Consider the following 22208-nt stretch of genomic DNA (forward strand, 5'->3'; position numbering starts at 1 on the left):
GTCAGTGAAAACACTATTGGCTGACACTCCGCTTTCGCGAGCAAGCTCGCTCCCACATTGGATCTCCAGTGGCCTATAGGTCTTTGTAACCCTTATCCTTGTCACCCCCGCCGTACCGTTGTCAGGAGTAACCCCCCATGCCCCATGAAGGCAATCTGTTGCAAGCCGCTGTCGTCTTTCTGTTCGCGGCCGTGCTCACCGTGCCTTTGGCCAAACGCCTGCAACTGGGTGCCGTGCTCGGTTATCTGTTTGCCGGGGTGATCATCGGCCCGTCGGTGCTGGGCCTGATCGGCAACCCGCAAAGCGTCGCGCATATTTCCGAACTGGGCGTGGTGTTGCTGTTGTTCATCATTGGTCTTGAGCTGTCGCCACGACGTTTGTGGGTGATGCGCAAATCAGTGTTCGGCGTCGGCCTGGCGCAGGTGCTGCTGACGGCTTCAGTGATCGGCGTGCTGGCGTTGTCGGTGTTTGGCCAACCGCTGAACAGCGCAATTGTGCTCGGTCTCGGCCTGGCACTTTCCTCGACGGCATTCGGTCTGCAAAGTCTGGCAGAACGCAAGGAGCTGACCAGCCCCCATGGCCGTCTGGCGTTTGCGATTCTGCTGTTTCAGGACATCGCCGCGATCCCGTTGATTGCGCTGGTGCCGATGCTGGCGGGTGGTGCTCACGACACCAGCAACGCCGAGAGTCTGAATCACGCGTTGCAAGTGCTCGGTGGTATCGCCGTGGTCGTGGTCGGTGGGCGTTATCTGTTGCGTCCGGTGTTCCGCGTGGTGGCGAAAACCGGTCTGCCGGAAGTGTCCACCGCCACAGCGTTACTGGTGGTGATCGGCACGGCGTGGTTGATGGACCTGGTCGGTGTGTCGATGGCGCTGGGGGCGTTTCTTGCCGGTTTGCTATTGGCGGATTCAGAATATCGCCATGAGCTGGAAGCGCAGATCGAGCCATTCAAAGGTCTGCTGCTCGGGCTGTTTTTCATCAGCGTCGGCATGGGCGCCAACCTCAGCTTGCTGCTCAGTGCGCCGATCACCGTGCTGGGGCTGACGCTGCTGTTGATCGGGCTGAAATTGCCGCTGCTGTTCGTCGTCGGGCGTCTGGCCGGTGGCTTGAACAAGGTCAGTGCGATTCGCCTCGGTATCGTGTTGGCGGCGGGCGGTGAATTCGCTTTTGTGGTGTTCAAGATCGGTCGTGATCAGGGCCTGTTCGAACCGCGTTTGTATGACCTGCTGGTGCTGACCATCACCCTGTCGATGGCGGTGACGCCATTGTTGCTGCTGATCTGCGCGCGGCTGGTCAGTCCAAAAGTGCAACCGGTGGAAGTGCCGGAAAAATACCGTGAGATCGACACTGACACGCCGCGTGTGGTGATCGCCGGCATGGGCCGGATGGGCCAGATCGTCGCGCGGATTCTGCGTGCGCAGAACATCAAGTTCGTTGCGCTGGATACTTCGGTGGAAACCATTGAACTGTCGCGCAGTTTTGGCGGTGTGCCGGTGTTTTATGGTGATCCGATGCGCCCGGAAATTCTTAACGCGGCCAAGGTCGGCGAGGCGGAATATTTCGTGATTGCCACGGACGATCCAGACACCAACATCAAGACCGCCGAGGTGGTGCGCAAGCTGTATCCACACATGAAGATCATCGCCCGGGCCCGTAACCGTCAGCACGTGCACCGCTTGGTCGATGTCGGCGCCGAGGCAATTCGTGAGACTTATTATTCAAGTCTGGAGATGAGCCGACGGACGTTGGTGGGGCTTGGTCTGACTCAGGCACAGGCCGATGCGCGGATCAAGCGTTTCAAGCACCACGACGAACAGGTGCTGGAGGCGCAACACGCGATCTACGACGACGCCGCCAAAGTCCTGCAAACCGCCCAGGAAGCCCGGGCGGAACTGGCGCGGTTGTTCGAATCCGACCAACTGGAAGAAGAGTCACGCAACACCTGAGCCCTGCACAGAACCCCATGTGGGAGCGAGCCTGCTCGCGAAAGCGGTGTGTCAGTCAACCTATTCGTTACTGACAGATTGCCTTCGCGAGCAAGCTCGCTCCCACAGGGATCTGTGTCAGGCCGGCTCTAGCGTGCGCTCCTGTTTGACCGGTGCCACCTCAAACCGGTCTGCCAGAAACGGCGTGATATCCAGCGGCAACGGTTCATCGTTGACCAGTTTGTCCAGCAGCACGCCAGTAATCGCCGAGGTCAGAATCCCAGTACGGAAGTGCCCGCAGGCATTCAGATAACCTTCCACCCCGCGCATCGGCCCGAGTATCGGCAACTCATCCGGCGAACCCGGACGCAAGCCCGCCCACGTGCGTTTCAGATTGACGTCCTTGAGTTCCGGCAGACAGCGCACTGCGCCCTGCACCAGCCCGGCGATTTCCGGGTAGGTGGTGGTGACGTCGAAGCCTTTGTCTTCGGTGGTGCTGCCGATCAGGATTTCGCCGTTGTCTTTCTGCGCCACGTAACAGTCGCTGGTGGTCAGGCAGCCGTTGAGGATTTTCGGCATGCGCTCGGTCAACAAGATCTGGCCCTTGACCGGTTTTACCGGGATGCGAATTCCCGTCGCCCACTCGCTCAAGTCCGCCGCCCACGCGCCGCTGGCGTTGATCAGCGTCTTGCAGTGGAACACGCCCTGCTCGGCCGTTTGCACACCCGTGACGCGGCTGCCGTGGTGCAACACGCCGGTGACGTTGGTGTTGACGAAGATGTCGACGCCGTTCTGCCGTGCACCTTCCATGTAGGCATCGGCGAGGCGGAACGGGCTGACCTGATGGTCGCAAAGAAATTCCAGCGCCCCGCGTGCTTCATGGCTGACGCTCGGCTCGGACTCGCGCAGCGCCGCTTGATCGAGCCAGCGCACCTGATCGGCCAGGTGCGGAATGCAACCGACGATATGCTCGGCGTAGAGCCGGTCTTCATCGTCATAGATAACGAATTTCAGCCCGGTCTTTTCGAACTTGAAATCCATCCCGTGATTGTCTTTCAGCTCTCGGTGCAAAGCCGGATACATCGCGTTGGACTGCAGGGCAAAATCGAAAAACGACTCCGGCAGAATGTGCGGCGTGCTCGCGTCCACCGCCACCGCCGCGCCCTGGGTTTCGCGCTTGCGGTTGGCCGACATCATGCGGAAGAAAATCACCCCGCAGCCGAGGCCGACCGACTCACCGATCGCCCACAAACCACCGGCCGAAGCACGCGTCGCGTTGCCCGGGCGCTTGGCATCGATCAGTGCGATCTTGAGGTTTTTGCGTTTTGACAGTTGATAGGCGCAGGACGCCCCGATCACGCCACCGCCGGCGATGACCACGTCATAGAACTTACTCATGGGCAGCGGCCTCCGTGCCGACAGACTGGAACGCGGAAAAAGGTATCGGATCGATCGGGAAACGCGGGCGCAGCCAACCAACGTCCTTACGTCCGGTGGCCTGGCGCAGGCGGTCGCTGCAGTAGCCGACGCACATGCGTCCCTGACAGTCGCCCATGCTCACGCGGGTGCGCATTTTCAGGCTGGCGATGTCTTGCACGCCCTGCTCCAGCGCCAGGTCGATGTCAGCGCGGGTCGCGTGTTCACAGCGACAGATCACCGTGTCGGCGGCGGGCAATGCGGTCTGGCCGACGCCGCGTTCGGTGTAGCGATCCACGGCGGCGCGGAAACGCACGATGGCTTTGAGTTTGCTCAAGTAGCGATCGCGGCGAACCCGCGCCAGCTCCTCTTCGAGCACGCCGCGTTGCAGCAGAATCGATGTCGCGGCGATCTTGCCGGCGAGCATCGCTGCTTCACCGCCGCGAATCCCGCCCATGTCGCCGGCCAGATGCACGTGGGGTTCGTTGCTTTGCTGCCAGACATTCGCATTCGCACGCAGATAACCATCGTCGCTGAAGCCGTGGTCCAGGCCCATCTGCTGGCTCAGTTGCGTGCGCGGAATAAAGCCGTAACCGACCGCAAGGGTCTTGGCTTCGAAGCGCTCGACGCGGCTCATGTCCGGTTCCCAAGTGGCCGAATACGGCGCAACGCTGACGCTTTTCAGTTCGCCCTCGCCGTGGGCCTCGACCACACCCCAGCCGTAGTTCATCGGGATGCCGTGCAGTTTCAGGTAGGCGAGCATGCTCAAGCCATCGAGGAACAGCTGCGGCTTGTTCAGCAGCGCCAGACTTTCACGGGCAATCTTGCCGAACGCACAGGCTTCATACACGCCGGCGACGCTGACGCCAGAGGCATGCAACTGCGTCGCTACCAGCGGCAGCAACGGCCCGGTGCCGGCGATGATCACCGGCCCTTGCGGCTTGACCACGCCACTTTTGATTTGCAGTTGCAGACCGCCGAGCATGATCACTCCGGGCAGGGTCCAGCCCGGAAACGGTACGCTGCGTTCGTGGCAACCGGCAGCCAAGAGCAATTGCGGGTACTCGATCTCGTGCAGTTGTTCATCGCCATCGAGCACCTCCAGCGCGCGGGTGCCTTCGGCGCCGACCACGCGATGGTTGAGGCGCACGTCGATCAGCCCGGCCTGCTCCTGAAAATCACCGTGCAGTTTGCCCAGCGCTTCGGCGTAGCGCGGGCCGAGATAATCCAGTTGCACGCCATCACGCAGCGGCCCGCGATAGACCACACCGCCGAGGCGCGAAGCTTCTTCGAGCAAGGTGCAGCGCACGCCGTGGCGCGCCAGTTCGATGGCCGCCGCCATCCCCGCCGGGCCGCCGCCGACGATGACCGGTTGCAGGCTCATACGACCACCTCCTGCGCGGTGATGCGGTTGACCCGGGTTTCGATGTGCATGCCGTCACGCACCACGGTCTGGCAGGCGCGGCGTTTGTGTCGACCGTTGATTTTCACCAGACAGCACTGGCACACGCCCATGCCGCAGTAGGCGCCGGTGATCTGGTCGTGATCGTTGCGGGCAATCTGGCGTACGCCGAGGGATTGAAGAACGCTGAGTACGGTTTCGCCGATGGCGGCGCTGACCGCTTGCCCGTTGATGTGGACGGTCATATCCGCCTGCGCCAACGGCTGGATATCGAAGGTTCTTTCTAGGCAGTGCATTGCGATGTTCATCCGTGAAAGTTCGGTTGAGGTGGTGTCAGCTCCTTGCTGCACTACACCGTGTCGACGCATTTATTGTGGCTGTGAGGGGGCGTCGACGCGGGTACTCCGTCAGCGCAACAAGGTGCGCGTGAAGCACTGTAGTTCATACCTCAGCAAAGGCCGGGATCATTTACGTTAGGCGATATCGCCACAGCAAATATTGATCTAGGCCAGTGAAAGCGGTTGGATTGTCCAACGATCAATTGGAGAAGACGAACTGCCCTTTGATCTTTTTCGCGCCGATGAAACCCAGGTCCGGGAACAGCAGGGTTTTGATCCAGGCGGCGTAGAACACAATGGCCAGAGTGATGCCGACGGCAATCACGGTCGACAGCGGATCTTCCTCATAACCCTTGAACATGCGTGAAACCTGACTGACGGTCAGGATGACGTAAATGGTGTAAGCCGCCGCCACGTTCTTGTAGAAGCCCCATGCAAACAACAACGGAATGCCGCCAGCGATCAGCAGCATGGTCAGTGCCAGACCGGCGCTTGCGTCATAGAACAGGAAGAAACCGAAGACTGCGCCGATCAATGCCTGGATGCAGGTCAACGCTACGAGCAGAGTGACTTTGAGTGAATGCTTTTCTCTGAGGGCCGGATCCGGACGCCCCCCGATCCAGGCCGCCAACACTCGATCTTTGACCGCACCGCCCGACAACGCTTTGAACGTTTCGGTTTTCGAGCGCCCGGCTTCGAGCATTTCCACCAACTGGCGTTTGATTTCCTTCTTGTCCAACGTGTTCATCCTTAAAAAGAGGTAAAAGCGGCCAATCCACTTCCGGCGGCGATTCTCGCCGTTGCCCCCGCAGAAAGCAAAAAGCCGCTTCCACCCGAAGGTGGAAGCGGCCGAGGCATGGGCCTCAATGGAGCAATCAGTGCACGAACAGGGCGATCAGGATGATGATCGGGATTGGCACGCCGAGAAAAAACAGCAGTAGTGAGCGCATGGTCATGCTCCTTGTTTAACGGACTGGAGTGGTCGTGGTGTAGGTATCGACTTCAACGTACTCGACCGCATCGCGGCGACGACCGCCGAACGTGGCCGCGAGGCTGGCGAAGAACGCACCGGCCAGTAGCGAGATGAACATCCACAGCGAGGTCCAGGCAGCGACTTTCGCAGCGGTGTCAGCGGCTTGTTGAGCTTTCAGCTTGGCATCGGCCAGGGCTTTCTGGGTGCGGGCGTAGATCTCGTCAACACGACGTTCGGCGTCGGCCTGCGTCAGGTTGGTACGTTGCGCCACCAGTTGCGCCAGGTAGGTACGGTCTTCGGCACTCAGCTGACCGTTGGCCAGGCTTTGCGCGAAGATGCGGGCCACGGCGCCATGCGCGGCGTCATCGCTGACGGAGGCTGGGCGGTCATCGCGGAACAGGCTGTCGATGTAGTAGCCGTACTGATTGCTGTCGGTGTTGGCCGCAGCAGAACCGGCCGCTTGAGTCATGGCACTGGCTGCACCGCCAGCGACGCTGGCACCGGCCTGCACACCACCACTGATGACGCTGCTGACCGAGCCGACCACCAGCACTGCGGTGACCAACGTCGCCACACACCAGGCGAGGAAGCCGTGCGCGGTGTCGCGGAAATACACCTCATCACCGTGCATGTTCGCCCACTTCACGCGCAGACGACCGGCGATATAGCCACCCATGCCGGAAGCGATGATTTGCGTCGCCGCCAGCCAGATGATTGTCGATATGCCCAGGCCCTTGGCGCTGACGCCCTCTCCGGCCCACGGTGAAACAGCAGAGAAACCCAAACCGAACCCGAGCAGGACCAGAATCATCGACAGTGCAGCGGCAGCCGCAGCACCGGCGAAGATCGCGCCCCAGGACACGCCCGAAACGCTGCTCGACTCTTCAGCGGCAGGATAAAACCCATCAGAGGATCTATTCATTGTTGTTCTGCTCCAGGCATGAAAAATGGTGTTACAACTCGTCATCAGAGGAATTGCAGTGACCGTGCCAGTCGCTAAAAATAAATAAATCCTTAAGTTTCAATCAGTTAGAAAGAATGAACTTCCCAGAACCTTGCAAATTGCAACAAGGGTCGAATAACAGCGGGTTTTATGCATTGGCACAAATGCCAGTTATTTGCGTTTGTAGCTCTTGTTACCGCTGGGGGTCAGGCAATACACCCCGCCGCGTGGGCCAGTGCAGAAGGATCCGGTGCCACAGGCGCAGCCATCATCACTTTGCAGGAAGTTTTGCGGACGGGCCTGCTGGCGCTCGCCAAACATCGCCGCGCAGCTTTTCTTCGAGCCGCTGATGGAGCCGTCATTGCACAGGAACAGGTCGCCATCGCAGCGGGCAATCCCGCCCTTCTTTCCGGAACACGGCGTGTTGGCGGCCCATGCCGAGGCGTTGAACAGCACCAGCAACAGACCGGTGATCGGCATCCAGCCACGGCGAATCGAAAGACGCACGGCACCACTCCCGATGGAAATTATGGCTATATGATATCAACGTTGCGGCAAATAAATCCTCAAGACGCGCAAATGACAGCTACAACATGAAAGTTAATTTAAAGCGTCAGCGGAATTTCTTGGCAAAATGCTGCCATTCCGTTTGAACCGATCAGCAGGCCTGCCTATGACTCGTATCTTGACCATCGAAGACGACGCCGTGACCGCCCGGGAAATCGTCGCCGAACTGAGCAGCCACGGGCTGGAAGTCGATTGGGTCGACAATGGCCGCGAAGGTCTCGACCGTGCCGTCAGCGGCAACTACGACCTGATCACCCTCGACCGCATGCTGCCCGAACTCGATGGCCTGGCCATCGTCACCACGTTGCGCACCATGGGGGTAGCCACTCCGATCCTGATGATCAGCGCCCTCTCCGATGTCGACGAGCGTGTGCGCGGCTTGCGCGCTGGCGGTGATGATTACCTGACCAAACCGTTCGCCACCGATGAAATGGCCGCACGGGTTGAAGTGTTGCTGCGTCGGCAGAACAGCGGCGCCACCCAGGCAACGACGTTGCAGGTAGCCGACCTCGAACTCGATTTGATCAGCCACGAAGCGCGCCGTGCCGAACAAGTGCTGACGCTGCTGCCGACCGAGTACAAATTGCTCGAATTCCTCATGCGCAACAGCGGCCAGATCCTTTCGCGGATGATGATTTTCGAGGAAGTCTGGGGCTATCACTTCGACCCCGGCACCAACCTGATCGACGTACACATTGGCCGTCTGCGCAAGAAAATCGACGCCGCCGGCCATGTGCCGCTGATCCGCACGGTACGGGGCTCAGGTTATGTCATTGCCGAACCCGTCTGACGGCTGGCGCTCCTCCAGCAGCCGCTTGCTGGCGCTGTACAGTTCGCTGTTCGTGGCGTGGAGCGCGATCCTCATGGGGGTCATGTATTACGAGGTCTCCGGCTACCTCGACAACCTCGCCAAACACTCGCTGATGCAACGTCAGCACCTGTTTTCGCACTTTCGCGGCGCACAGTTGGAAGACGCCCTCGCCGCCAGCATGACCTTCGATATTCGCGGCATCGACGCCTATGGCTTGTTCGATGCCGATGGCGTTTACCTCGGCGGTGCGTTGCAGCAGATCCCCGAGGGCCTGCCGCTGGATGGCAAGATCCACATGCTCGCCGACTGCGCCGACTCCGATGACCCGACCCTGCCCAATGACAGCTGCGACGCGGTCGCCACGCAAACCCGCGACGGTCGCTGGCTGGTGTTGCTGCGCGACAACGGCTCGCTGTTTGCGGTGACGCGGATCATTTTGCATGCGTTGTTCTGGGGCGTGTCGCTGACGATCCTGCCGGGGATTGCCGGTTGGCATTTGCTGCGGCGTCGGCCACTGCGACGAATCAGGGCAATTCAGGACAGCGCCCAGGCGATTGTCGCCGGCGACCTGACCCATCGTTTGCCACTGTCCAATCGCCGCGATGAACTGGACATGCTCGCCGCCATCGTCAACGCCATGCTGGAGCGCATCGAGCGCTTGATGAATGAAGTCAAAGGCGTCTGCGACAACATCGCCCATGATTTGCGCACGCCGCTGACGCGCCTGCGCGCGCAGCTGTATCGCATGCAGCAGCAGGCTGGCGAAGGCTCGCAGGAGGCGGCGCAACTGGATCTGGTGCTGGCGGAAGCGGACACGCTGATGGCGCGGTTTCGCGGCTTGCTGCGGATTTCCGAGCTGGAAGATCGCCAGCGGCGCTCAGGGTTTGTCGAACTCGATCCGGTGCAGTTGCTGGAAGAACTGCATGAGTTTTACCTGCCGCTGGCCGAAGAGGGCGACCTGCGTTTCGACTTGAACATGCCGGAGACGTTGCCAGCGCTCAATGGCGACCGGGCGTTGTTGTTCGAGGCACTGGCCAACCTTTTGAGCAACTCGATCAAGTTCACCCCACCGGGCGGCACGGTGATGCTGCGCGGGGTAAACGCGGGTGGGCAGACGCGAATTGAAGTGCACGACTCGGGACCGGGGATTCCCGAAGCCGAGCGTGAGGCAGTGTTCCAGCGTTTCTATCGCGCCGAGGGTGGGCAACCGCAGAGTGGTTTTGGCTTGGGATTGTCGATCGTGGCGGCGATTGTCAGCTTGCATGGCTTCAGTCTTGACGTTGGCAGCAGTGATCTGGGCGGGGCGAAACTGGTGCTCGATTGCCGGCAGAGCCTGATCGAAAATTCCTGACCTCCACCTGATTTCCAAATTGATGCAGTCCCTGTGGGAGCTGGCTTGCCAGCGATAGCGGTGGTTCAGTCACCTTCTGCGGCGACTGACCGTCCGCTATCGCTGGCAAGCCAGCTCCCACAGTTTTTTGTGCTGAATGATTAAGTTGGGTAGTTAGCGCGCAGTGCTTCGAGGCCACCCTGATAGATGCCGCTGAACAGCGCCACCACTTCTTCATCGCTCACGCCTTTGGCGTTGAAGCGCCCCGACCACGTCACCCGTGCGCCCTGCCCCAGCGCTTCGACCTTGATCGTCGCCAAGTAATCAGTGGCCGGGAACGGCGCCTGTTCAATCGAATAGCTGTAGGTTTTCGCCGCGTTGTCGAACGCTTGCAGACGTTCGACCACCACGCCGCCGTCAGCAGTTTGCAGCGTGCGCACGCGGCCGCCGTCACTCAGTTCACTGTTGGGAATAAACGGCAGCCAATCGGGCAGCGTGTTGAAGCCGCCGATCAATTGCCAGACCTGATCGGCCGAAGCCGGAATATCGATGGTTGCAGATGCTGTTGGCATAAATAAACGTCTCTCTCGGGAATTCAGATCGTCAGGCTGTCGACCACGCCGCCATCAACGCGCAACGCGGCGCCAGTGGTGGCCGAGGACAGCGGCGAAGCGATGTAGGTGACCAGGTGCGCGACCTCTTCAACATCCGCGACACGCTGGATAATCGAAGTCGGACGGGCCTTGAGCACGAAAGCGTCGGCTTCATCGCGCAGGTTGCGCCCGGATTCGGCGGCGGCATCCTTGAGCATGTCTTGCAGACCATCAGTGAAGGTCGGCCCCGGCAGGATCGCATTGACGGTCACCCCGGTGCCAGCCAGACGTTTGGCCAGACCGTGGGACACCGCCAGATTGGCGCTTTTGGTCACGCCGTAATTGATCATGTCGGCCGGCGTGGCGACGCCGGATTCCGAAGACAGGAAAATCACTCGGCCCCAGCCTTGCTCGACCATTGCCGGCACGTAATGCCGTGCCAGGCGCACACCGGAAATCACGTTGACCTCATAGAAACGCGTCCACTCGCTGTCCGGCGCTTCGAAGAAATCAACGGCGTCGAAGATGCCGAGGTTGTTCACCAGAATGTCCGCGCGCGGTTCAGCGGCGAACAGTTTCTGCGCGCCCTCCGCGGTGCCCAGATCGGCAGCCAAACCACGCAACTGCGCACCCGGGACTTTTTCGCGAATACTCGCCAACGCCTGTTCAACTTTGCCCGTGTCGCGGCCGATCACCACCACCGTGGCGCCGGCTTCGGCCAGCGACTGGCAGATACCCAGACCGATACCAGCGGTGCTGCCGCTGACGATGGCCAGTTTTCCACTCAGATCAATCTTCATGCTTTCACCTCATCGATTGGCAATGGTGCACGTTCGGAAACCAGTCTGGCGTCGCGCATGGCCTGCCAGAAACCGGCAGGAATAACGGCTGACAATGCGGCGACGTCTTCAGCAATTCGGCCGGGTTTGCTGGCGCCGGGAATCACCGCAGCAACAGCGGGACTGGCCAGCGAAAACTGTAGCGCAGCGGCTTTGATATCGACGTTGTAAGCAGCGGCGATGCGTTTGATCTGCTCGACCTTGGCGATGACTTCAGGGCTGGCCTGCTGGTACTCGAAGTGCGAGCCACCCGCCAGGATTCCTGAGCTATAAGGGCCGCCGACGACGATTTCAACGTTCTGCGCCAGCGCTGCATCCATCAGGCGTTGCAGTGGACGTTCGTGATCGAGCAGCGTGTAGCGACCGGCCAACAGAAAACCGTCCGGCTGCGCCTCGCTGAGGTCGAGGGTCAGTTCACATGGCTCGACTTTGTTCACGCCCAGGCCCCAGCCTTTGATCACGCCTTCTTCACGCAAGCGGGTCAGTACTTTGAACGCGCCGGTGCGCGCCTGATTGAAGTACTCCAGCCATTGATCACCGTAGAAGTCCTGAGCGATGTCGTGCACCCAGACGATGTCGAGCCGATCGGTTTGCAGGCGCTTGAGGCTGTCTTCGATCGAGCGCAGGGTCGCGTCGGCGCTGTAGTCGTTGACGATCTTGTTCGGGCGACCGTGTTCGAACACACCACTCTTTTCACCGAGATCACGGGCAGCGGCGTCTTCGACTTCATCGAGAATCACTCGGCCGACCTTGCTGCTGAGCACGTAGTCGTCGCGCTTGTATTGCTTCAGTGCTTCGCCGAGGCGGATCTCCGACAGACCGGACCCGTAGAACGGCGCGGTGTCGAAGTAACGCACGCCGGCATCCCACGCGGCATGCACGGTGGCCTGCGCTTCTTCTTCGGGAATGGCGCGGAACATGTTACCCAGTGGCGCGGTGCCGAAGCCCAGTTGACCGGGCAGTTTGTCTTTCAAGCTCATGGGTTTTTCCTCGATAGGTTCTGGGTCTGTGTGACCGTTGAGCAGATCCTAGATTGCGACACCGAGACCGTCCAAGACATAATGCGCAGAACTTGAGTCCCTATAGGGCTGACATGATCGATATCCGTCAATTGCGCTACTTCGTTGTAGTCGCCGAGGAAGAACACGTCGGCCGCGCCGCCGAACGGCTGCATATTTCCCAGTCGCCGCTGAGCCGACAGATCGCCCAGCTCGAAGAACGCCTGGGCCTGACCCTGTTCGAGCGCAGCCAGCAACGCATTCGTCTGACCCGCGACGGCCAGACCTTTCTTGCCGAAACCCGCGCCCTGCTCACCCACGCCAATCGCCTGGAATCCCTAGGCAAACGTCTCGGTCGTGGCGAAGAAGGCGGCTTGTGCATCGGCTATATCGAGAACGCCATGCACGCCGGCGTCCTGCCCAATGCCTTGCGTGTGTTGCGCGCGGATCGACCCAATGTGCATGTCGCGTTGTACAACCTCAGTTCCGCCGAGCAATTGGAAGGTTTGCGACAGCGTAGTCTCGATATTGCCTTGGTGAGTGAGCCGCCGACCGATGACGATCCGGATCTGTTGGGCTTTCAGGTGCTGGATGATCCGATGCTGCTGGCGCTGCCGGAACATCATCCATTGGCGCAGCAAGCGGCGTTGAACCCCGAGGATCTGGCCGATCAGGAATGGATCGGCGTGCAGCCGCGTCAGGATGCCAACGATGAGTTTGCCAGCGCCTGCATCCGCGCAGGCTTCACCCCCGATGTGCGCATGCAGGCGACCGAGCCCTTTACTGCGCTGGGGCTGGTGGCGTCGGGGCTGGGGATTGCGATGATTCAGAAAGGCCTCAGCCATAACGCGCCGCCGGGCGTGGTGTTGCGTGAACTGCCATGGCTGACGTTGACCACGCCATTGTGGGCGGCATGGCACCGGATAAATTTGCGGCCGTTGGTCGAGACTTTCCGCACCGTTTTGACAGGTAATGAGATTTCCGCTGACTGAACGGGCCTCATCGCGGGCAAGCCCGCTCCCACAGGTTCATGGGTGAGCCTGAACTTTGTGTACGCCGCAAATCCCTGTGGGAGCGGGCTTGCCCGCGATGAGGCCAGCAGCCACAACCATTGCCCTCGGGCGTTCTACACTCAACGGATACGCACCCAGCCGTGAGTCGACCATGAAAATGTCTGCGCAAATGACCGTTGTCGCGGTACTCGCCACCCTCGCCTGGCTGGGTCTGGCGGTGTGGGGCATTGGCGGTGTGGCGATGTTCTTTTCCCACGGTTCACTGGTGATCGTCGCACTGGCGACAGTGGCCATGGTGATCGCCTCACTGTTCAGCGAGGTCAACCTCAGTTCTGGCGAACGTGAAGATCGTGCCAATCGCTGGGTGATTCCGGCGTTCGGTGTGATCGGGCTGGTCAGTGGTTTCTTGCCAGCCTACTGCGACCGGGTGAATTTCTGGACCTTTGGCGGTGAAGGCGTACGTTGGCTCGGCGCACTGCTGTTCATCATCGGCGGCGCATTAAGGCTGTGGCCGGTGTTTGTGCTGGGGCGGCGTTTCAGTGGACTGGTGGCGATTCAGCCGGGGCATCGATTGGTCACCGATGGCATCTACCAGCACCTGCGCAATCCAAGTTATCTAGGGCTGTTGGTCAATGCTGTGGGCTGGGCGCTGGCGTTTCGTTCGGTGGTCGGGTTGATGCTGGCGGCGCTGACGCTGATCCCGTTGATTGCCAGGATTCATTCGGAGGAAGCGCTGCTGCGTGCGCAGTTTGGGGCGGAGTACGAGGCTTATTGCGGGCGGAGTTGGCGTTTGGTGCCTGGGGTTTACTGACCACAGGGCAACACTTAACCCTGTGGGAGCTGGCTTGCCAGCGATAGCGGTGGTTCAGTCAAATATATAGTGACTGACAGGGCCTCATCGCTGGCAAGCCAGCTCCCACAGGGACTGTGTTGTGTCAGTTTTTTTGCAGGTGAAGTTTGCCGTCGCTGTCGACCTTGACCTGCACCGCAGCATAACTGGCCACCGTCGCATGCGCCGTTTCCAGCGGATGCTGATGCGTCGTAGTGATGATCATCAACGCCGCGCCGGCGGATTCGGCAGCTTGAATACCCACCGTGGCGTCTTCGAAGATCAGGCAATCACGCGCTTCCAGGCCAAGACGTTTGGCCGCCAGTAAATAGCCGGCCGGATCAGGTTTGCCGGCCTTCACATCTTCAGCGGTGATCATCACCGCAGGCTCTGGAATCCCCGCCGCCGCCATGCGCCGCAACGCCAGATCCCGTGGTGCCGACGTCACCATCGCCCAGCGATCTTTGGGCAGGCGGTTGAGAAATTTCGCCGCGCCGGGAATCTCGACAATGCCTTCGACGTCTTCGATTTCCGCCTCGGTGATGAACGCTGCTTGCGCCTCGGCATCCACGCCCGGCAGGTTCAGACGGGTAATGGTGTCGATGGCGCGCACGCCATGAATGGTTGGCAAAAAGGTTTCCACATCGACGCCATGGCGCACGGCCCAGGCTGACCAGATCCGCTCAGCGGCGGCGATGGAATTGAGGACAGTGCCGTCCATGTCGAACAGAAACGCGCCGAACGCGTGATCGAATACAGCATCGTGAGCAGACAAAGGGTCGCATCCTCTGGCAAAAAACCGGGCGGGCAATGTAGCACTTGCCCGGTCGATTCACCCAGCATGTCAGTGCAGGCGCGGTGCCTTGGATTTGAAGGCGCTGTCGACGCAGTCGAGCAATTGACCGATGGCCCAGGGCTTTTTGATGAACGCCACCGGATGCTTGACCCCGGAGGTCTCGGGCGTTTCATAGCCGGACATGACCATCACCGGTTTGTCCGGCCAGCGGTCGCCGACCAGATTGGCCAGATCAGCGCCATTGAGGGTGCCGGGCATGGTGATGTCGGTCAGCAACAACGCCACGTTCGGGGCGTTTTGCTCAAGGTAAAGTGATGCGGCGTCGGCACTGGTCTGCGGCTCGACTTTGAAACCTTCCTCCTGAAGAATTTCGCAGAGAAACTCCAGAATCAACGGATCGTCTTCAACCACCAGAATCAACCCGCCAGGAAGGTGCTCGTCCGCTGTCGGTATTGGGCACATGGAACTGCACTCCCTGAATTGCATTAACGATTTAGCGGCTTGAATCCGCTGCTTATCTGGTATGAGCAGCGGGCTCTGCAGAAATTCATTTTTGATACAGGTCTTTTGCGAAACGTCGTTTCTGCCCCCAGCGGCAATCGTTCGCGACGATGCATTTGTGGTTAAAATGCCGGCCCTTTTGCTTGCCGATCCTGACCGATGACCCCTGAAGCCCTCGCCACCCTCCACGCCCATCTGCTGCCGGCCCTCGCGGCCGCACCGAGCGAAACCCGTCGCCTGTTCCACGGGCGCGGGCGCTGCTGGGCCGGGCTGGAGCAGTTGACCGTGGACTGGCTGCAAGGCGTGGTGCTGGTGTCGCTGTTCAAGGAACCGGCACCTGAGCAGCTGGACAATCTCAAAGCGTTGCTACTGAAGCTCACCGGTTCCGCCGAATGGAAACAGTCTGGCGCGCACACTTTGCTGATCCAGCATCGCTACTTGCCGCAGAGCACTGCCGAATGGTTGCTGGGCGATGAAATCGACGAAATGAGCATCGTCGAGGGCGGTTTGCAGTATCGCGTCGATCTGGGACGCAAACAGAACGCCGGGCTGTTTCTCGATATGCGTTACGGACGCAACTGGGTACGCGAACAGGCCAACGGCAAACGCGTGTTGAATCTGTTTGCCTACACCTGCGGTTTTTCCGTGGCGGCCATTGAGGGTGGCGCCAGCCATGTGGTCAACCTGGACATGTCGCGGGCTGCTCTAAGCCGGGGTCGCGACAATCATCGCTTGAACGGCCATGACCTGAGCAAAGTCAGTTTCCTCGGTCATGACCTGTTCAAGTCTTGGGGCAAGGTGATCAACAGTGGCCCTTATGATCTGGTGATCATCGATCCGCCGTCGTTCCAGAAAGGCAGTTTCCTGCTGACCAAGGACTACCAGCGCGTCCTGCGTCGTTTGCCGGAATTGCTCACCGCGCAGGGCACGGTGCTGGCGTGCATGAATGACCCGGCGTTCGGTTCGGATTTTCTGATTGATGGCGTGACGCAGGAAGCGCCGAGTCTGCGTTTTGTAGAGCGGCTGGAGAATCCGCCGGAGTTTGCGGATATTGATCCTGAAAGCGGCCTCAAGGCTTTAGTCTTCCACCGCACCCCCTGACACCCCGCCATCGCGCAAACACCACGGCCCCCTGTGGGAACTGGCTTGCCAGCGATGAGAACGGCGCAGTCGACATTTTCATCGCCCGACATAGCGCCATCGCTGGCAAGCCAGCTCCCACAGGTTTTGTGGTGAATCAGGGAGTTGGTGGACGCAACACCAGCGCAAACAACTCCCCATGCCCGGTGACATTGAGCTTGTGATACAGATTGCGTCGATGCACCTTGACCGTCTCCGGCGAGATGCCCATCTGCTGGGCCATCGCCTTGCTGGAAAAACCCTGCAAGATCAGCCGCGCGGTATCGACCTCACGCACGGTCAGCCGCGCATTGAAGCGATCGAGTAACGTCGCCAGATCCCCAACCGGCGTTTCAGCCACCGTACCCTGCGGCGGCAGCAACTGCACATGCCGACGCATCGCGGCCAGCACCCAATCGCGCACGCACAACAATCTGCCCTGCTCGGCCATATCGAACGGTGTCGAACGACCCAATGACAAGCCGAGCACGCCGCCCTCAATGTTGATCATGAACTGCAACTCGTCCTCGCCGACCACCGAACGGAAGTAACTCTGGTAGTACTCGCTTTGCAGAAACTGGTCCGGCGCCACCGAAGCCAGGCTGTGCAAGCCGTCGGCGATGCCGGTCGATGCGGTTTGATAGAACGGATCGAGCAGGTACATCCCGGCGCTGTAACCGGCCAGTTCTTCCTGCTCGTCGGCGCGGCCGCTGCTGTCGAAGTCGATCAGCAACTGTGGCGTCTGCCCGGCTTGCATCAGCGCCACCAGCGCGTTGTCCAGCGGCACCAGCAGCCGCAACGTATCGACCAGCGCGCGCCAAAAACCGCCCTGACCGACCTTGGCAAATACCCGGGCCAGGCTTTGATGCACTGGCAGTTCCTGCAGCAACGCGTCCACGCACTACCCCTTTTGAGTAACCCATGATGGGAATGGGTCAGGCGAGACCGGCCCGATAGGCTGAGCACTCCTGTTCATCACCGGCCTGCACAGGCCAGGAGTGCCGCATCATGCGTCGTCACCGTGGCTGTATCAACCTCGGCATCAAACTGGGCCTGCTGGCCGGTCTCAGCGCCAGCTCAATCGCCATGGCCGCCGACACCCCGAGCGTGCACGTCTACAACTGGTACGACTACATCGGCCCGAACACCCTCAACGATTTCCAGCGCGACAGCGGTATCCAGCCGGTCTACGACACCTTCGACAGTGCCGAAGTCCTCGAAGGCAAACTGATGACCAGCCGCAGCGGCTACGACGTGGTGGTGGCGAGCAATTTCAGCCTGCCGACGCTGATCAAGGCCGGCGCCCTCGCCCCGCTGCCGCGCGATCAACTGCCGGGCTGGAAGAATCTCGATGCCGACCTGTTGGCGAAACTGGCCAACAACGATCCCGGTAATCAATACGCCGTGCCGTACCTGTGGGGCACCAACGGCATCGGCTACAACGTCGACAAAGTGCGTGCGGCGCTAGGCGAAAAAGCGCCGGTGGATTCGTGGGACCTGGTGTTCAACGAAGACAACCTCGCCAAACTTGGCCAGTGCGGCGTAGCAATGCTGGATTCGCCGTCGGAGATGCTGCCGGTCGCCCTGCATTATCTCGGCTTGCCACCCAACAGCACCGACGCTGAAGACTATAAAAAAGCCGAAGCGCTGCTGCTGAAACTGCGCCCGCACATTGCCTACTTCAACTCGTCGAAATTCATCAGCGACCTGTCCAACGGCAACATCTGCGTGGCAGTGGGCTGGTCGGGCGCGATGCTCGAAGCCAAGACCAATGCCGAGCAGGCCAACAACGGCGTGAAGATCGCCTACAGCCTGCCCAAGGAAGGCGCGCCGGTGTGGTTCGACACGCTGGTGCTGCTCAAGGACGCGCCGAATCGTCCTCAGGGTCTGGCCTTTATCGACTATCTGTTGCGCCCGGAAGTGATCGCGCCGGTCAGTGATCATCTGTCGTACCCCAATGGCAACCGCGCGGCGACAGCGCTGGTGGCCGCCGCCACGCGGGATAACCCGGCGGTTTATCCGTCTGCCGCAGCGATGGCCACGCTGTACACCCTTGAACCCCTGCCCAAAGCCACCGAACGCGTGCGCACGCGGGTGTGGAGCAAGGTCAAGAACGGCCAGTAAAGCCTTTTGGACATTTCACAAAACCCTGTGGGAGCGAGCCTGCTCGCGAAAGCGGTGGGTCAGGCACTGATGAGTTGAAAGTGCCGACGCATTCGCGAGCAGGCTCGCTCCCACAGGGTCAGTGCACAACCCAGCATTTTTCAGAGAGACAACAATCAATGAAACCTCGTGCCCGTGACCTCAACATCCGCATCGGCCAACTGCCTCCCGGCCCGCTCAACGCTATCACCGATGTACCCGGCGTGCGCGTCGGCCACAGCAATGTGCGCGGACGCAGCAGCGCCGGGCGCGACATCTACACCGGCGTCACGCTGATCGAACCGCGACAAGGCTCGACCAATCTGCAGCCGTGTTTTGCCGGGGTGCATGTGCTCAACGGCAACGGTGACGCCACCGGGCTTGAATGGATTCGCGAGGCGGGTCTGCTGACCAGCCCGATTGCGTTCACCAACACCCACAGCCTCGGTGTGGTGCGCGATGCATTGATTGGACTGGATCGCCAGCAACAACCCGACGACGGTCGCCTCTACTGGAACATGCCGGTGGTACTGGAAACCTTTGACGGCTTGCTCAACGACATCAACGGTTTTCACGTCCAGCCTGAACACGTCGCCGAAGCGCTCGCCGCAGCCGTAGATGGTCCCGTCACGGAAGGCGCCGTCGGCGGCGGCAGCGGCATGATCTGCCATGAATTCAAGGGGGGCATCGGCACCGCCTCGCGGCGTTTGAGCAGTGCTCAGGGTGGCTGGACCGTTGGCGCGATCCTGCAGGCGAATCACGGTATTCGCAGTGAGTTGCGGGTCGATGGCTACCCGGTCGGGCGCTATATGGAACAGAAAGATTCGCCGTTCCTGCGCGCCTCATTGCCGCATCCGGGCATGGGTTCGATCGTCGTCTGCCTGGCCACCGACGCGCCGCTATTGCCGCATCAATGCACACGTCTGGCGCAACGCGCGAGCCTGGGTCTGGCGCGCACCGGCGGTGGCAACGAGGATCACAGCGGCGACATCTTCATCGCTTTCGCCACCGGCAACGATCACGTACCGCCCGCAGCCTACGAGGGCAAAGGCGCACCGACCTGCGACGGTTTGCGCATGGTCAACAATGACCACATCAGCGAACTGTTTCTGGCCGCGACCGAGGCGGTTGAAGAAGCGATCATCAATGCTTTGCTGGCCAGCGACAGCACCGAGGGCAACGGGCACTCGGTGCCGGGCCTCGATGCCGAAAGCCTGCTCGCTGCCCTCGAAAAATCAGGCTGGCCTGGATCGCGCTGATACCGCAAAAACACTGTAGGAGCTGCCGATGGCTGCGATCTTTTGATTTTAAGAACAAGATCAAAAGATCGCAGCCTTCGGCAGCTCCAGGGAGTCTGTGAACATTCATGAAAGAGGCCAGCGTCTAGTTGCCCGGGCGACTGGCGGTACTTGAGCCGTCACTTGCACGCTCCTACGATGGAATCACGCAGTGGCTCCGCTCTATCGAGCGCTGCGTAGACACGGGTGCTCTGAACCCCAATCAAGCCCGTGTCTTGCTTCATGCGCATCTTGAGCCTCGAGGGCTCTACTTCCTCCCCATCAAAGAGCTTTGAGGCTCTTTTTTTGTCTGCGTAAATCAGCAGGCCGGCAGCGCATCGACGCGAATCGAGCGCCAGGCCGCTTGTGCCAGCAACTCGCGATAGTCCGCCGGACTGCCCTTCACCCGCCCCGCCAGCCAGGCACGGCAGTAACTGTCGGCCTGACCGATAATCAACGACGGCAACAGTTCGGCGGGCAGCGCCTTGAGTTCGGCAGCGCGCCCTGATTCGGCCAGCCAGTCGCGCAGACGCAGATTGCGGGCCTTGTTGCGCTCGGCCAGTTCGTCCTTGAATGGCCCTTTGGTCACGGCAAACCGCGCGTGGTACTGGAAGCGTGCCCACTGCGGTTGACGTTCGACCCAATCGACGTAGCTGAACACCAGCGCCTGCACACCTTCCTCGGTGGTTTTCGCCGCCTCCAGATAGGCATCGCGCAGGCGCGCCTGATCCTCCAGCGCGGTGAAAAACAACGCCGCGACCAAGCCCTCCTTATTGCCGAAATGGTGATAGATCGCCCCGACACTGGTGTCGCACTCGGCACGAATCATCTCGATGGTGGTGGCCTCGATGCCCTGTTCGTTGAACAGGCTCAGCGCCTTGCGAAAGATGTCGCGCTTGAGTTCGGCGCGGCGGCCGGGGTAGCTGCGTTCAAGTAAATCTGCGGTGTCCATGTTGCTCAAGGCCAGAAAGTAGAGGTTGGAAGGGCCACAGCGTGTCCCCTGACAAAACACGCTCAGGTTGACAGATTTGTCGCAGACAGAATACCGTTCCGTTACAGAACATTATTCTGTAACGGAACATCATTCTGCAAAATCACTTTCCGCGAGGCGTTTCCATGAGTCAGTTTCTCAGCATGTTCAACAGCGCAGGTCCGCAAGCGTTCAGCCAGATGGCGTGCCAGGTCGCGCCGTACTTCAGCAGCATCAATCCGCTGGTGACCGAGTTGCGTGCGAACTCGGCGACGGTACAAGTACCGTTCCGTCGTGAGATCACCAACCACCTCGGCACCGTGCATGCGATTGCCATGTGCAACGCGGCAGAACTCGCCGCCGGGATGATGACCGATGTGTCGATCCCGGCCGGCGCACGCTGGATCCCCAAAGGCATGACCGTGGAATATCTGGCCAAGGCGAAAACCGATGTGACGGCGGTGGCCAGTGGTGAGGGCGTGGATTGGCAAAGCGCGGGCGACAAGATCGTCACCGTGGATATTCGCGATACCGAGGGCAGGCACGTGTTCACGGCGCGGATCACCATGAACGTCAAACTCGGCTGAATGACGCGCACAAAAAAGCCCTTGCTGCGCCATTCACAGCAAGGGCTTTTTCAGCGATGTGAGGTCAGTGCACGGTCAGGCGCTGGCGGACAAACGCCTCGACATGGCGAGAGGTCTGATCGAGGTGTCGATCGCGCTGTTTTTCAGCGTCGAGCATCGCGCGCTTGCCGTTTTTCTGTAGCAGATAGGTGTGGATCTGCTGCACTTCCAGCGACCGGTAAATTGGGGTGGTGTCGATAAATCCGCGCAGGCCGTTGCTGCGGTAATGCCGGGTGCTCATCAACACCTGGGTTTCACGCTGGCCAATGACCTCAAAACCCAGTGCCTCGAAGTACGGGACTTTGCCGACCGTGCAGGCCAGTTCCGCGTGGGGATAACGCCCGAGCATTTCGCCGATCATTGCCCGCGCCACACCCTGACGCCGATGCCCTTCGCGCACCGCCATGTAAGCGACGCTGCACGCTTCCCAATCGCCCTGCACCGGCAGATACAACAGAAAGCCGATCACTTGCTCCGGATCATCCTCGTCGGTGGCGACCAGCAACTCGACGTCGGTGCCCTTCTCGCCATTCAACGCTTCCAGATACAGATGCACCTCATAGCCGACCGCGTACTGATAGACGTTGTACAGCAGATTGCTCGGGCCGAGACCGACCGCGCTGATGTCGCTCAGATAGTCGACGACCAGTTGCAGAATCTGGCTGTTGACGCCCTCGGGGCATGGGGATTTGTAGTGGGTGATACGTGGCATGAAGAACTCCGACGGTAAAAAGCGTTGCCGACAACCGCAGCGGTCGACGAACCGCGACATCATACCGTGACCGGCCCGGCGGACGTCT

23 protein-coding genes are annotated in these 22208 nt (G+C 60.4%); 9 read left to right on the forward strand and 14 right to left on the reverse strand.

The window, feature by feature from the left end:
- The first annotated feature begins 137 nt into the window (after nucleotides 1–137).
- A complete protein-coding gene (locus ACZ0A4_RS12305) occupies nucleotides 138–1946 on the forward strand; it encodes a monovalent cation:proton antiporter-2 (CPA2) family protein (RefSeq protein WP_463574914.1) in 1809 nt (602 codons plus the stop codon).
- Nucleotides 1947–2063: 117 nt separating this feature from the next.
- On the opposite strand, the gene hcnC is transcribed toward ACZ0A4_RS12305, so the two are convergent.
- From hcnC to ACZ0A4_RS12335, 6 genes are all read right to left on the reverse strand, one after another.
- Nucleotides 2064–3323, reverse strand: coding sequence for a cyanide-forming glycine dehydrogenase subunit HcnC (hcnC, locus tag ACZ0A4_RS12310; RefSeq protein WP_463574915.1), 1260 nt, complete (start codon nucleotides 3321–3323; stop codon nucleotides 2064–2066).
- Nucleotides 3316–4725, reverse strand: coding sequence for a cyanide-forming glycine dehydrogenase subunit HcnB (gene hcnB, locus ACZ0A4_RS12315; protein WP_463574916.1), 1410 nt, complete (start codon nucleotides 4723–4725; stop codon nucleotides 3316–3318). Before hcnB ends, hcnC begins: the two co-directional genes overlap by 8 nt.
- Nucleotides 4722–5039 (reverse strand): (2Fe-2S)-binding protein, encoded by a 318-nt coding sequence (locus tag ACZ0A4_RS12320; RefSeq protein WP_463574917.1) that lies wholly within the window; start codon nucleotides 5037–5039, stop codon nucleotides 4722–4724. The genes hcnB and ACZ0A4_RS12320 overlap by 4 nt, the downstream gene beginning before the upstream one ends.
- A 241-nt stretch (nucleotides 5040–5280) precedes the next feature.
- The gene (locus ACZ0A4_RS12325) at nucleotides 5281–5820 is read right to left on the reverse strand and encodes a hypothetical protein (RefSeq protein ID WP_463574918.1); all 540 of its coding nucleotides are present in this window, start codon (nucleotides 5818–5820) and stop codon (nucleotides 5281–5283) included.
- Between the two features lie 226 nt (nucleotides 5821–6046).
- Nucleotides 6047–6976: a hypothetical protein gene (locus ACZ0A4_RS12330; protein ID WP_463574920.1), complete on the reverse strand. Its 930-nt coding sequence runs from the start codon at nucleotides 6974–6976 to the stop codon at nucleotides 6047–6049.
- Between the two features lie 192 nt (nucleotides 6977–7168).
- Nucleotides 7169–7477 carry a YdcA family protein gene (locus ACZ0A4_RS12335; protein WP_463577546.1) on the reverse strand — a complete coding sequence of 103 codons (309 nt, stop codon included), beginning with the start codon at nucleotides 7475–7477 and terminating at the stop codon, nucleotides 7169–7171.
- Nucleotides 7478–7670: 193 nt separating this feature from the next.
- On the opposite strand from ACZ0A4_RS12335, the gene ACZ0A4_RS12340 reads away from it, so the two are divergent.
- A complete protein-coding gene (locus ACZ0A4_RS12340; protein WP_007914996.1) occupies nucleotides 7671–8354 on the forward strand; it encodes a response regulator transcription factor in 684 nt (227 codons plus the stop codon).
- Nucleotides 8332–9726, forward strand: coding sequence for a sensor histidine kinase (locus tag ACZ0A4_RS12345; protein WP_463574922.1), 1395 nt, complete (start codon nucleotides 8332–8334; stop codon nucleotides 9724–9726). Before ACZ0A4_RS12340 ends, ACZ0A4_RS12345 begins: the two co-directional genes overlap by 23 nt.
- A 140-nt stretch (nucleotides 9727–9866) precedes the next feature.
- On the opposite strand, the gene ACZ0A4_RS12350 is transcribed toward ACZ0A4_RS12345, so the two are convergent.
- Genes ACZ0A4_RS12350 through ACZ0A4_RS12360 form a run of 3 tightly spaced genes read right to left on the reverse strand, consistent with a single transcriptional unit; the run spans nucleotide 9867 to nucleotide 12117 of the window.
- A complete protein-coding gene (locus tag ACZ0A4_RS12350) occupies nucleotides 9867–10277 on the reverse strand; it encodes an SRPBCC family protein (protein ID WP_463574923.1) in 411 nt (136 codons plus the stop codon).
- Between the two features lie 23 nt (nucleotides 10278–10300).
- Entirely contained in the window at nucleotides 10301–11098 is a 798-nt protein-coding gene (locus tag ACZ0A4_RS12355; RefSeq protein WP_463574924.1) for an SDR family NAD(P)-dependent oxidoreductase, read from the reverse strand.
- Nucleotides 11095–12117, reverse strand: coding sequence for an aldo/keto reductase (locus tag ACZ0A4_RS12360; RefSeq protein WP_463574926.1), 1023 nt, complete (start codon nucleotides 12115–12117; stop codon nucleotides 11095–11097). The genes ACZ0A4_RS12355 and ACZ0A4_RS12360 overlap by 4 nt, the downstream gene beginning before the upstream one ends.
- 113 nt (nucleotides 12118–12230) lie before the next feature.
- On the opposite strand from ACZ0A4_RS12360, the gene ACZ0A4_RS12365 reads away from it, so the two are divergent.
- Nucleotides 12231–13127 (forward strand): LysR substrate-binding domain-containing protein, encoded by an 897-nt coding sequence (locus ACZ0A4_RS12365; protein WP_463574927.1) that lies wholly within the window; start codon nucleotides 12231–12233, stop codon nucleotides 13125–13127.
- A 172-nt stretch (nucleotides 13128–13299) separates the two neighbouring features.
- Complete coding sequence (locus ACZ0A4_RS12370) at nucleotides 13300–13959, forward strand: methyltransferase family protein (RefSeq protein ID WP_463574928.1); 660 nt, start codon at nucleotides 13300–13302, stop codon at nucleotides 13957–13959.
- A gap of 124 nt (nucleotides 13960–14083) precedes the next feature.
- Here the strand turns inward: ACZ0A4_RS12370 and ACZ0A4_RS12375 are convergent, their stop codons facing one another.
- Nucleotides 14084–14752: an HAD family hydrolase gene (locus tag ACZ0A4_RS12375; RefSeq protein ID WP_463574929.1), complete on the reverse strand. Its 669-nt coding sequence runs from the start codon at nucleotides 14750–14752 to the stop codon at nucleotides 14084–14086.
- A 69-nt stretch (nucleotides 14753–14821) separates the two neighbouring features.
- A complete protein-coding gene (locus ACZ0A4_RS12380; RefSeq protein WP_463574930.1) occupies nucleotides 14822–15235 on the reverse strand; it encodes a response regulator in 414 nt (137 codons plus the stop codon).
- A gap of 198 nt (nucleotides 15236–15433) precedes the next feature.
- Here ACZ0A4_RS12380 and ACZ0A4_RS12385 point away from each other — a divergent pair, with 198 nt between their 5' ends.
- Entirely contained in the window at nucleotides 15434–16375 is a 942-nt protein-coding gene (locus ACZ0A4_RS12385; protein ID WP_463574932.1) for a class I SAM-dependent methyltransferase, read from the forward strand.
- Between the two features lie 136 nt (nucleotides 16376–16511).
- On the opposite strand, the gene ACZ0A4_RS12390 is transcribed toward ACZ0A4_RS12385, so the two are convergent.
- A complete protein-coding gene (locus tag ACZ0A4_RS12390) occupies nucleotides 16512–17291 on the reverse strand; it encodes a helix-turn-helix transcriptional regulator (protein WP_463574934.1) in 780 nt (259 codons plus the stop codon).
- A 110-nt stretch (nucleotides 17292–17401) separates the two neighbouring features.
- Here ACZ0A4_RS12390 and ACZ0A4_RS12395 point away from each other — a divergent pair, with 110 nt between their 5' ends.
- Together ACZ0A4_RS12395 and ACZ0A4_RS12400 are read left to right on the forward strand one after the other, a co-directional pair.
- On the forward strand, nucleotides 17402–18517 hold the full coding sequence (locus tag ACZ0A4_RS12395) for an extracellular solute-binding protein (protein ID WP_463574936.1): 1116 nt from the start codon (nucleotides 17402–17404) through the stop codon (nucleotides 18515–18517).
- A 158-nt stretch (nucleotides 18518–18675) separates the two neighbouring features.
- Complete coding sequence (locus ACZ0A4_RS12400; protein WP_463574938.1) at nucleotides 18676–19794, forward strand: DmpA family aminopeptidase; 1119 nt, start codon at nucleotides 18676–18678, stop codon at nucleotides 19792–19794.
- 337 nt (nucleotides 19795–20131) lie between these two features.
- On the opposite strand, the gene ACZ0A4_RS12405 is transcribed toward ACZ0A4_RS12400, so the two are convergent.
- Nucleotides 20132–20764: a TetR/AcrR family transcriptional regulator gene (locus tag ACZ0A4_RS12405; RefSeq protein ID WP_463574939.1), complete on the reverse strand. Its 633-nt coding sequence runs from the start codon at nucleotides 20762–20764 to the stop codon at nucleotides 20132–20134.
- A gap of 164 nt (nucleotides 20765–20928) precedes the next feature.
- On the opposite strand from ACZ0A4_RS12405, the gene ACZ0A4_RS12410 reads away from it, so the two are divergent.
- Entirely contained in the window at nucleotides 20929–21369 is a 441-nt protein-coding gene (locus ACZ0A4_RS12410; protein WP_463574940.1) for a hotdog fold domain-containing protein, read from the forward strand.
- A 64-nt stretch (nucleotides 21370–21433) separates the two neighbouring features.
- Here ACZ0A4_RS12410 and ACZ0A4_RS12415 read toward each other — a convergent pair whose 3' ends face one another.
- Nucleotides 21434–22120 (reverse strand): GNAT family N-acetyltransferase, encoded by a 687-nt coding sequence (locus tag ACZ0A4_RS12415; protein ID WP_463574942.1) that lies wholly within the window; start codon nucleotides 22118–22120, stop codon nucleotides 21434–21436.
- Between the last annotated feature and the right edge of the window lie 88 nt (nucleotides 22121–22208).

It is taken from the genome of Pseudomonas sp. AC172, assembly GCF_979258595.1.

What these genes read in the sequence shown, in the direction of transcription:
- ACZ0A4_RS12305 (WP_463574914.1), top strand. Translation starts at nt 138, where the DNA reads ATGCCCCATGAAGGCAATCTGTTGCAAGCCGCTGTCGTCTTTCTGTTC.
- hcnC (WP_463574915.1), bottom strand. Translation starts at nt 3,323, where the DNA reads ATGAGTAAGTTCTATGACGTGGTCATCGCCGGCGGTGGCGTGATCGGG.
- hcnB (WP_463574916.1), bottom strand. Translation starts at nt 4,725, where the DNA reads ATGAGCCTGCAACCGGTCATCGTCGGCGGCGGCCCGGCGGGGATGGCG.
- ACZ0A4_RS12320 (WP_463574917.1), bottom strand. Translation starts at nt 5,039, where the DNA reads ATGCACTGCCTAGAAAGAACCTTCGATATCCAGCCGTTGGCGCAGGCG.
- ACZ0A4_RS12330 (WP_463574920.1), bottom strand. Translation starts at nt 6,976, where the DNA reads ATGAATAGATCCTCTGATGGGTTTTATCCTGCCGCTGAAGAGTCGAGC.
- ACZ0A4_RS12335 (WP_463577546.1), bottom strand. Translation starts at nt 7,477, where the DNA reads ATGCCGATCACCGGTCTGTTGCTGGTGCTGTTCAACGCCTCGGCATGG.
- ACZ0A4_RS12340 (WP_007914996.1), top strand. Translation starts at nt 7,671, where the DNA reads ATGACTCGTATCTTGACCATCGAAGACGACGCCGTGACCGCCCGGGAA.
- ACZ0A4_RS12345 (WP_463574922.1), top strand. Translation starts at nt 8,332, where the DNA reads ATGTCATTGCCGAACCCGTCTGACGGCTGGCGCTCCTCCAGCAGCCGC.
- ACZ0A4_RS12350 (WP_463574923.1), bottom strand. Translation starts at nt 10,277, where the DNA reads ATGCCAACAGCATCTGCAACCATCGATATTCCGGCTTCGGCCGATCAG.
- ACZ0A4_RS12355 (WP_463574924.1), bottom strand. Translation starts at nt 11,098, where the DNA reads ATGAAGATTGATCTGAGTGGAAAACTGGCCATCGTCAGCGGCAGCACC.
- ACZ0A4_RS12360 (WP_463574926.1), bottom strand. Translation starts at nt 12,117, where the DNA reads ATGAGCTTGAAAGACAAACTGCCCGGTCAACTGGGCTTCGGCACCGCG.
- ACZ0A4_RS12365 (WP_463574927.1), top strand. Translation starts at nt 12,231, where the DNA reads ATGATCGATATCCGTCAATTGCGCTACTTCGTTGTAGTCGCCGAGGAA.
- ACZ0A4_RS12370 (WP_463574928.1), top strand. Translation starts at nt 13,300, where the DNA reads ATGAAAATGTCTGCGCAAATGACCGTTGTCGCGGTACTCGCCACCCTC.
- ACZ0A4_RS12380 (WP_463574930.1), bottom strand. Translation starts at nt 15,235, where the DNA reads ATGTGCCCAATACCGACAGCGGACGAGCACCTTCCTGGCGGGTTGATT.
- ACZ0A4_RS12385 (WP_463574932.1), top strand. Translation starts at nt 15,434, where the DNA reads ATGACCCCTGAAGCCCTCGCCACCCTCCACGCCCATCTGCTGCCGGCC.
- ACZ0A4_RS12395 (WP_463574936.1), top strand. Translation starts at nt 17,402, where the DNA reads ATGCGTCGTCACCGTGGCTGTATCAACCTCGGCATCAAACTGGGCCTG.
- ACZ0A4_RS12400 (WP_463574938.1), top strand. Translation starts at nt 18,676, where the DNA reads ATGAAACCTCGTGCCCGTGACCTCAACATCCGCATCGGCCAACTGCCT.
- ACZ0A4_RS12405 (WP_463574939.1), bottom strand. Translation starts at nt 20,764, where the DNA reads ATGGACACCGCAGATTTACTTGAACGCAGCTACCCCGGCCGCCGCGCC.
- ACZ0A4_RS12410 (WP_463574940.1), top strand. Translation starts at nt 20,929, where the DNA reads ATGAGTCAGTTTCTCAGCATGTTCAACAGCGCAGGTCCGCAAGCGTTC.
- ACZ0A4_RS12415 (WP_463574942.1), bottom strand. Translation starts at nt 22,120, where the DNA reads ATGCCACGTATCACCCACTACAAATCCCCATGCCCCGAGGGCGTCAAC.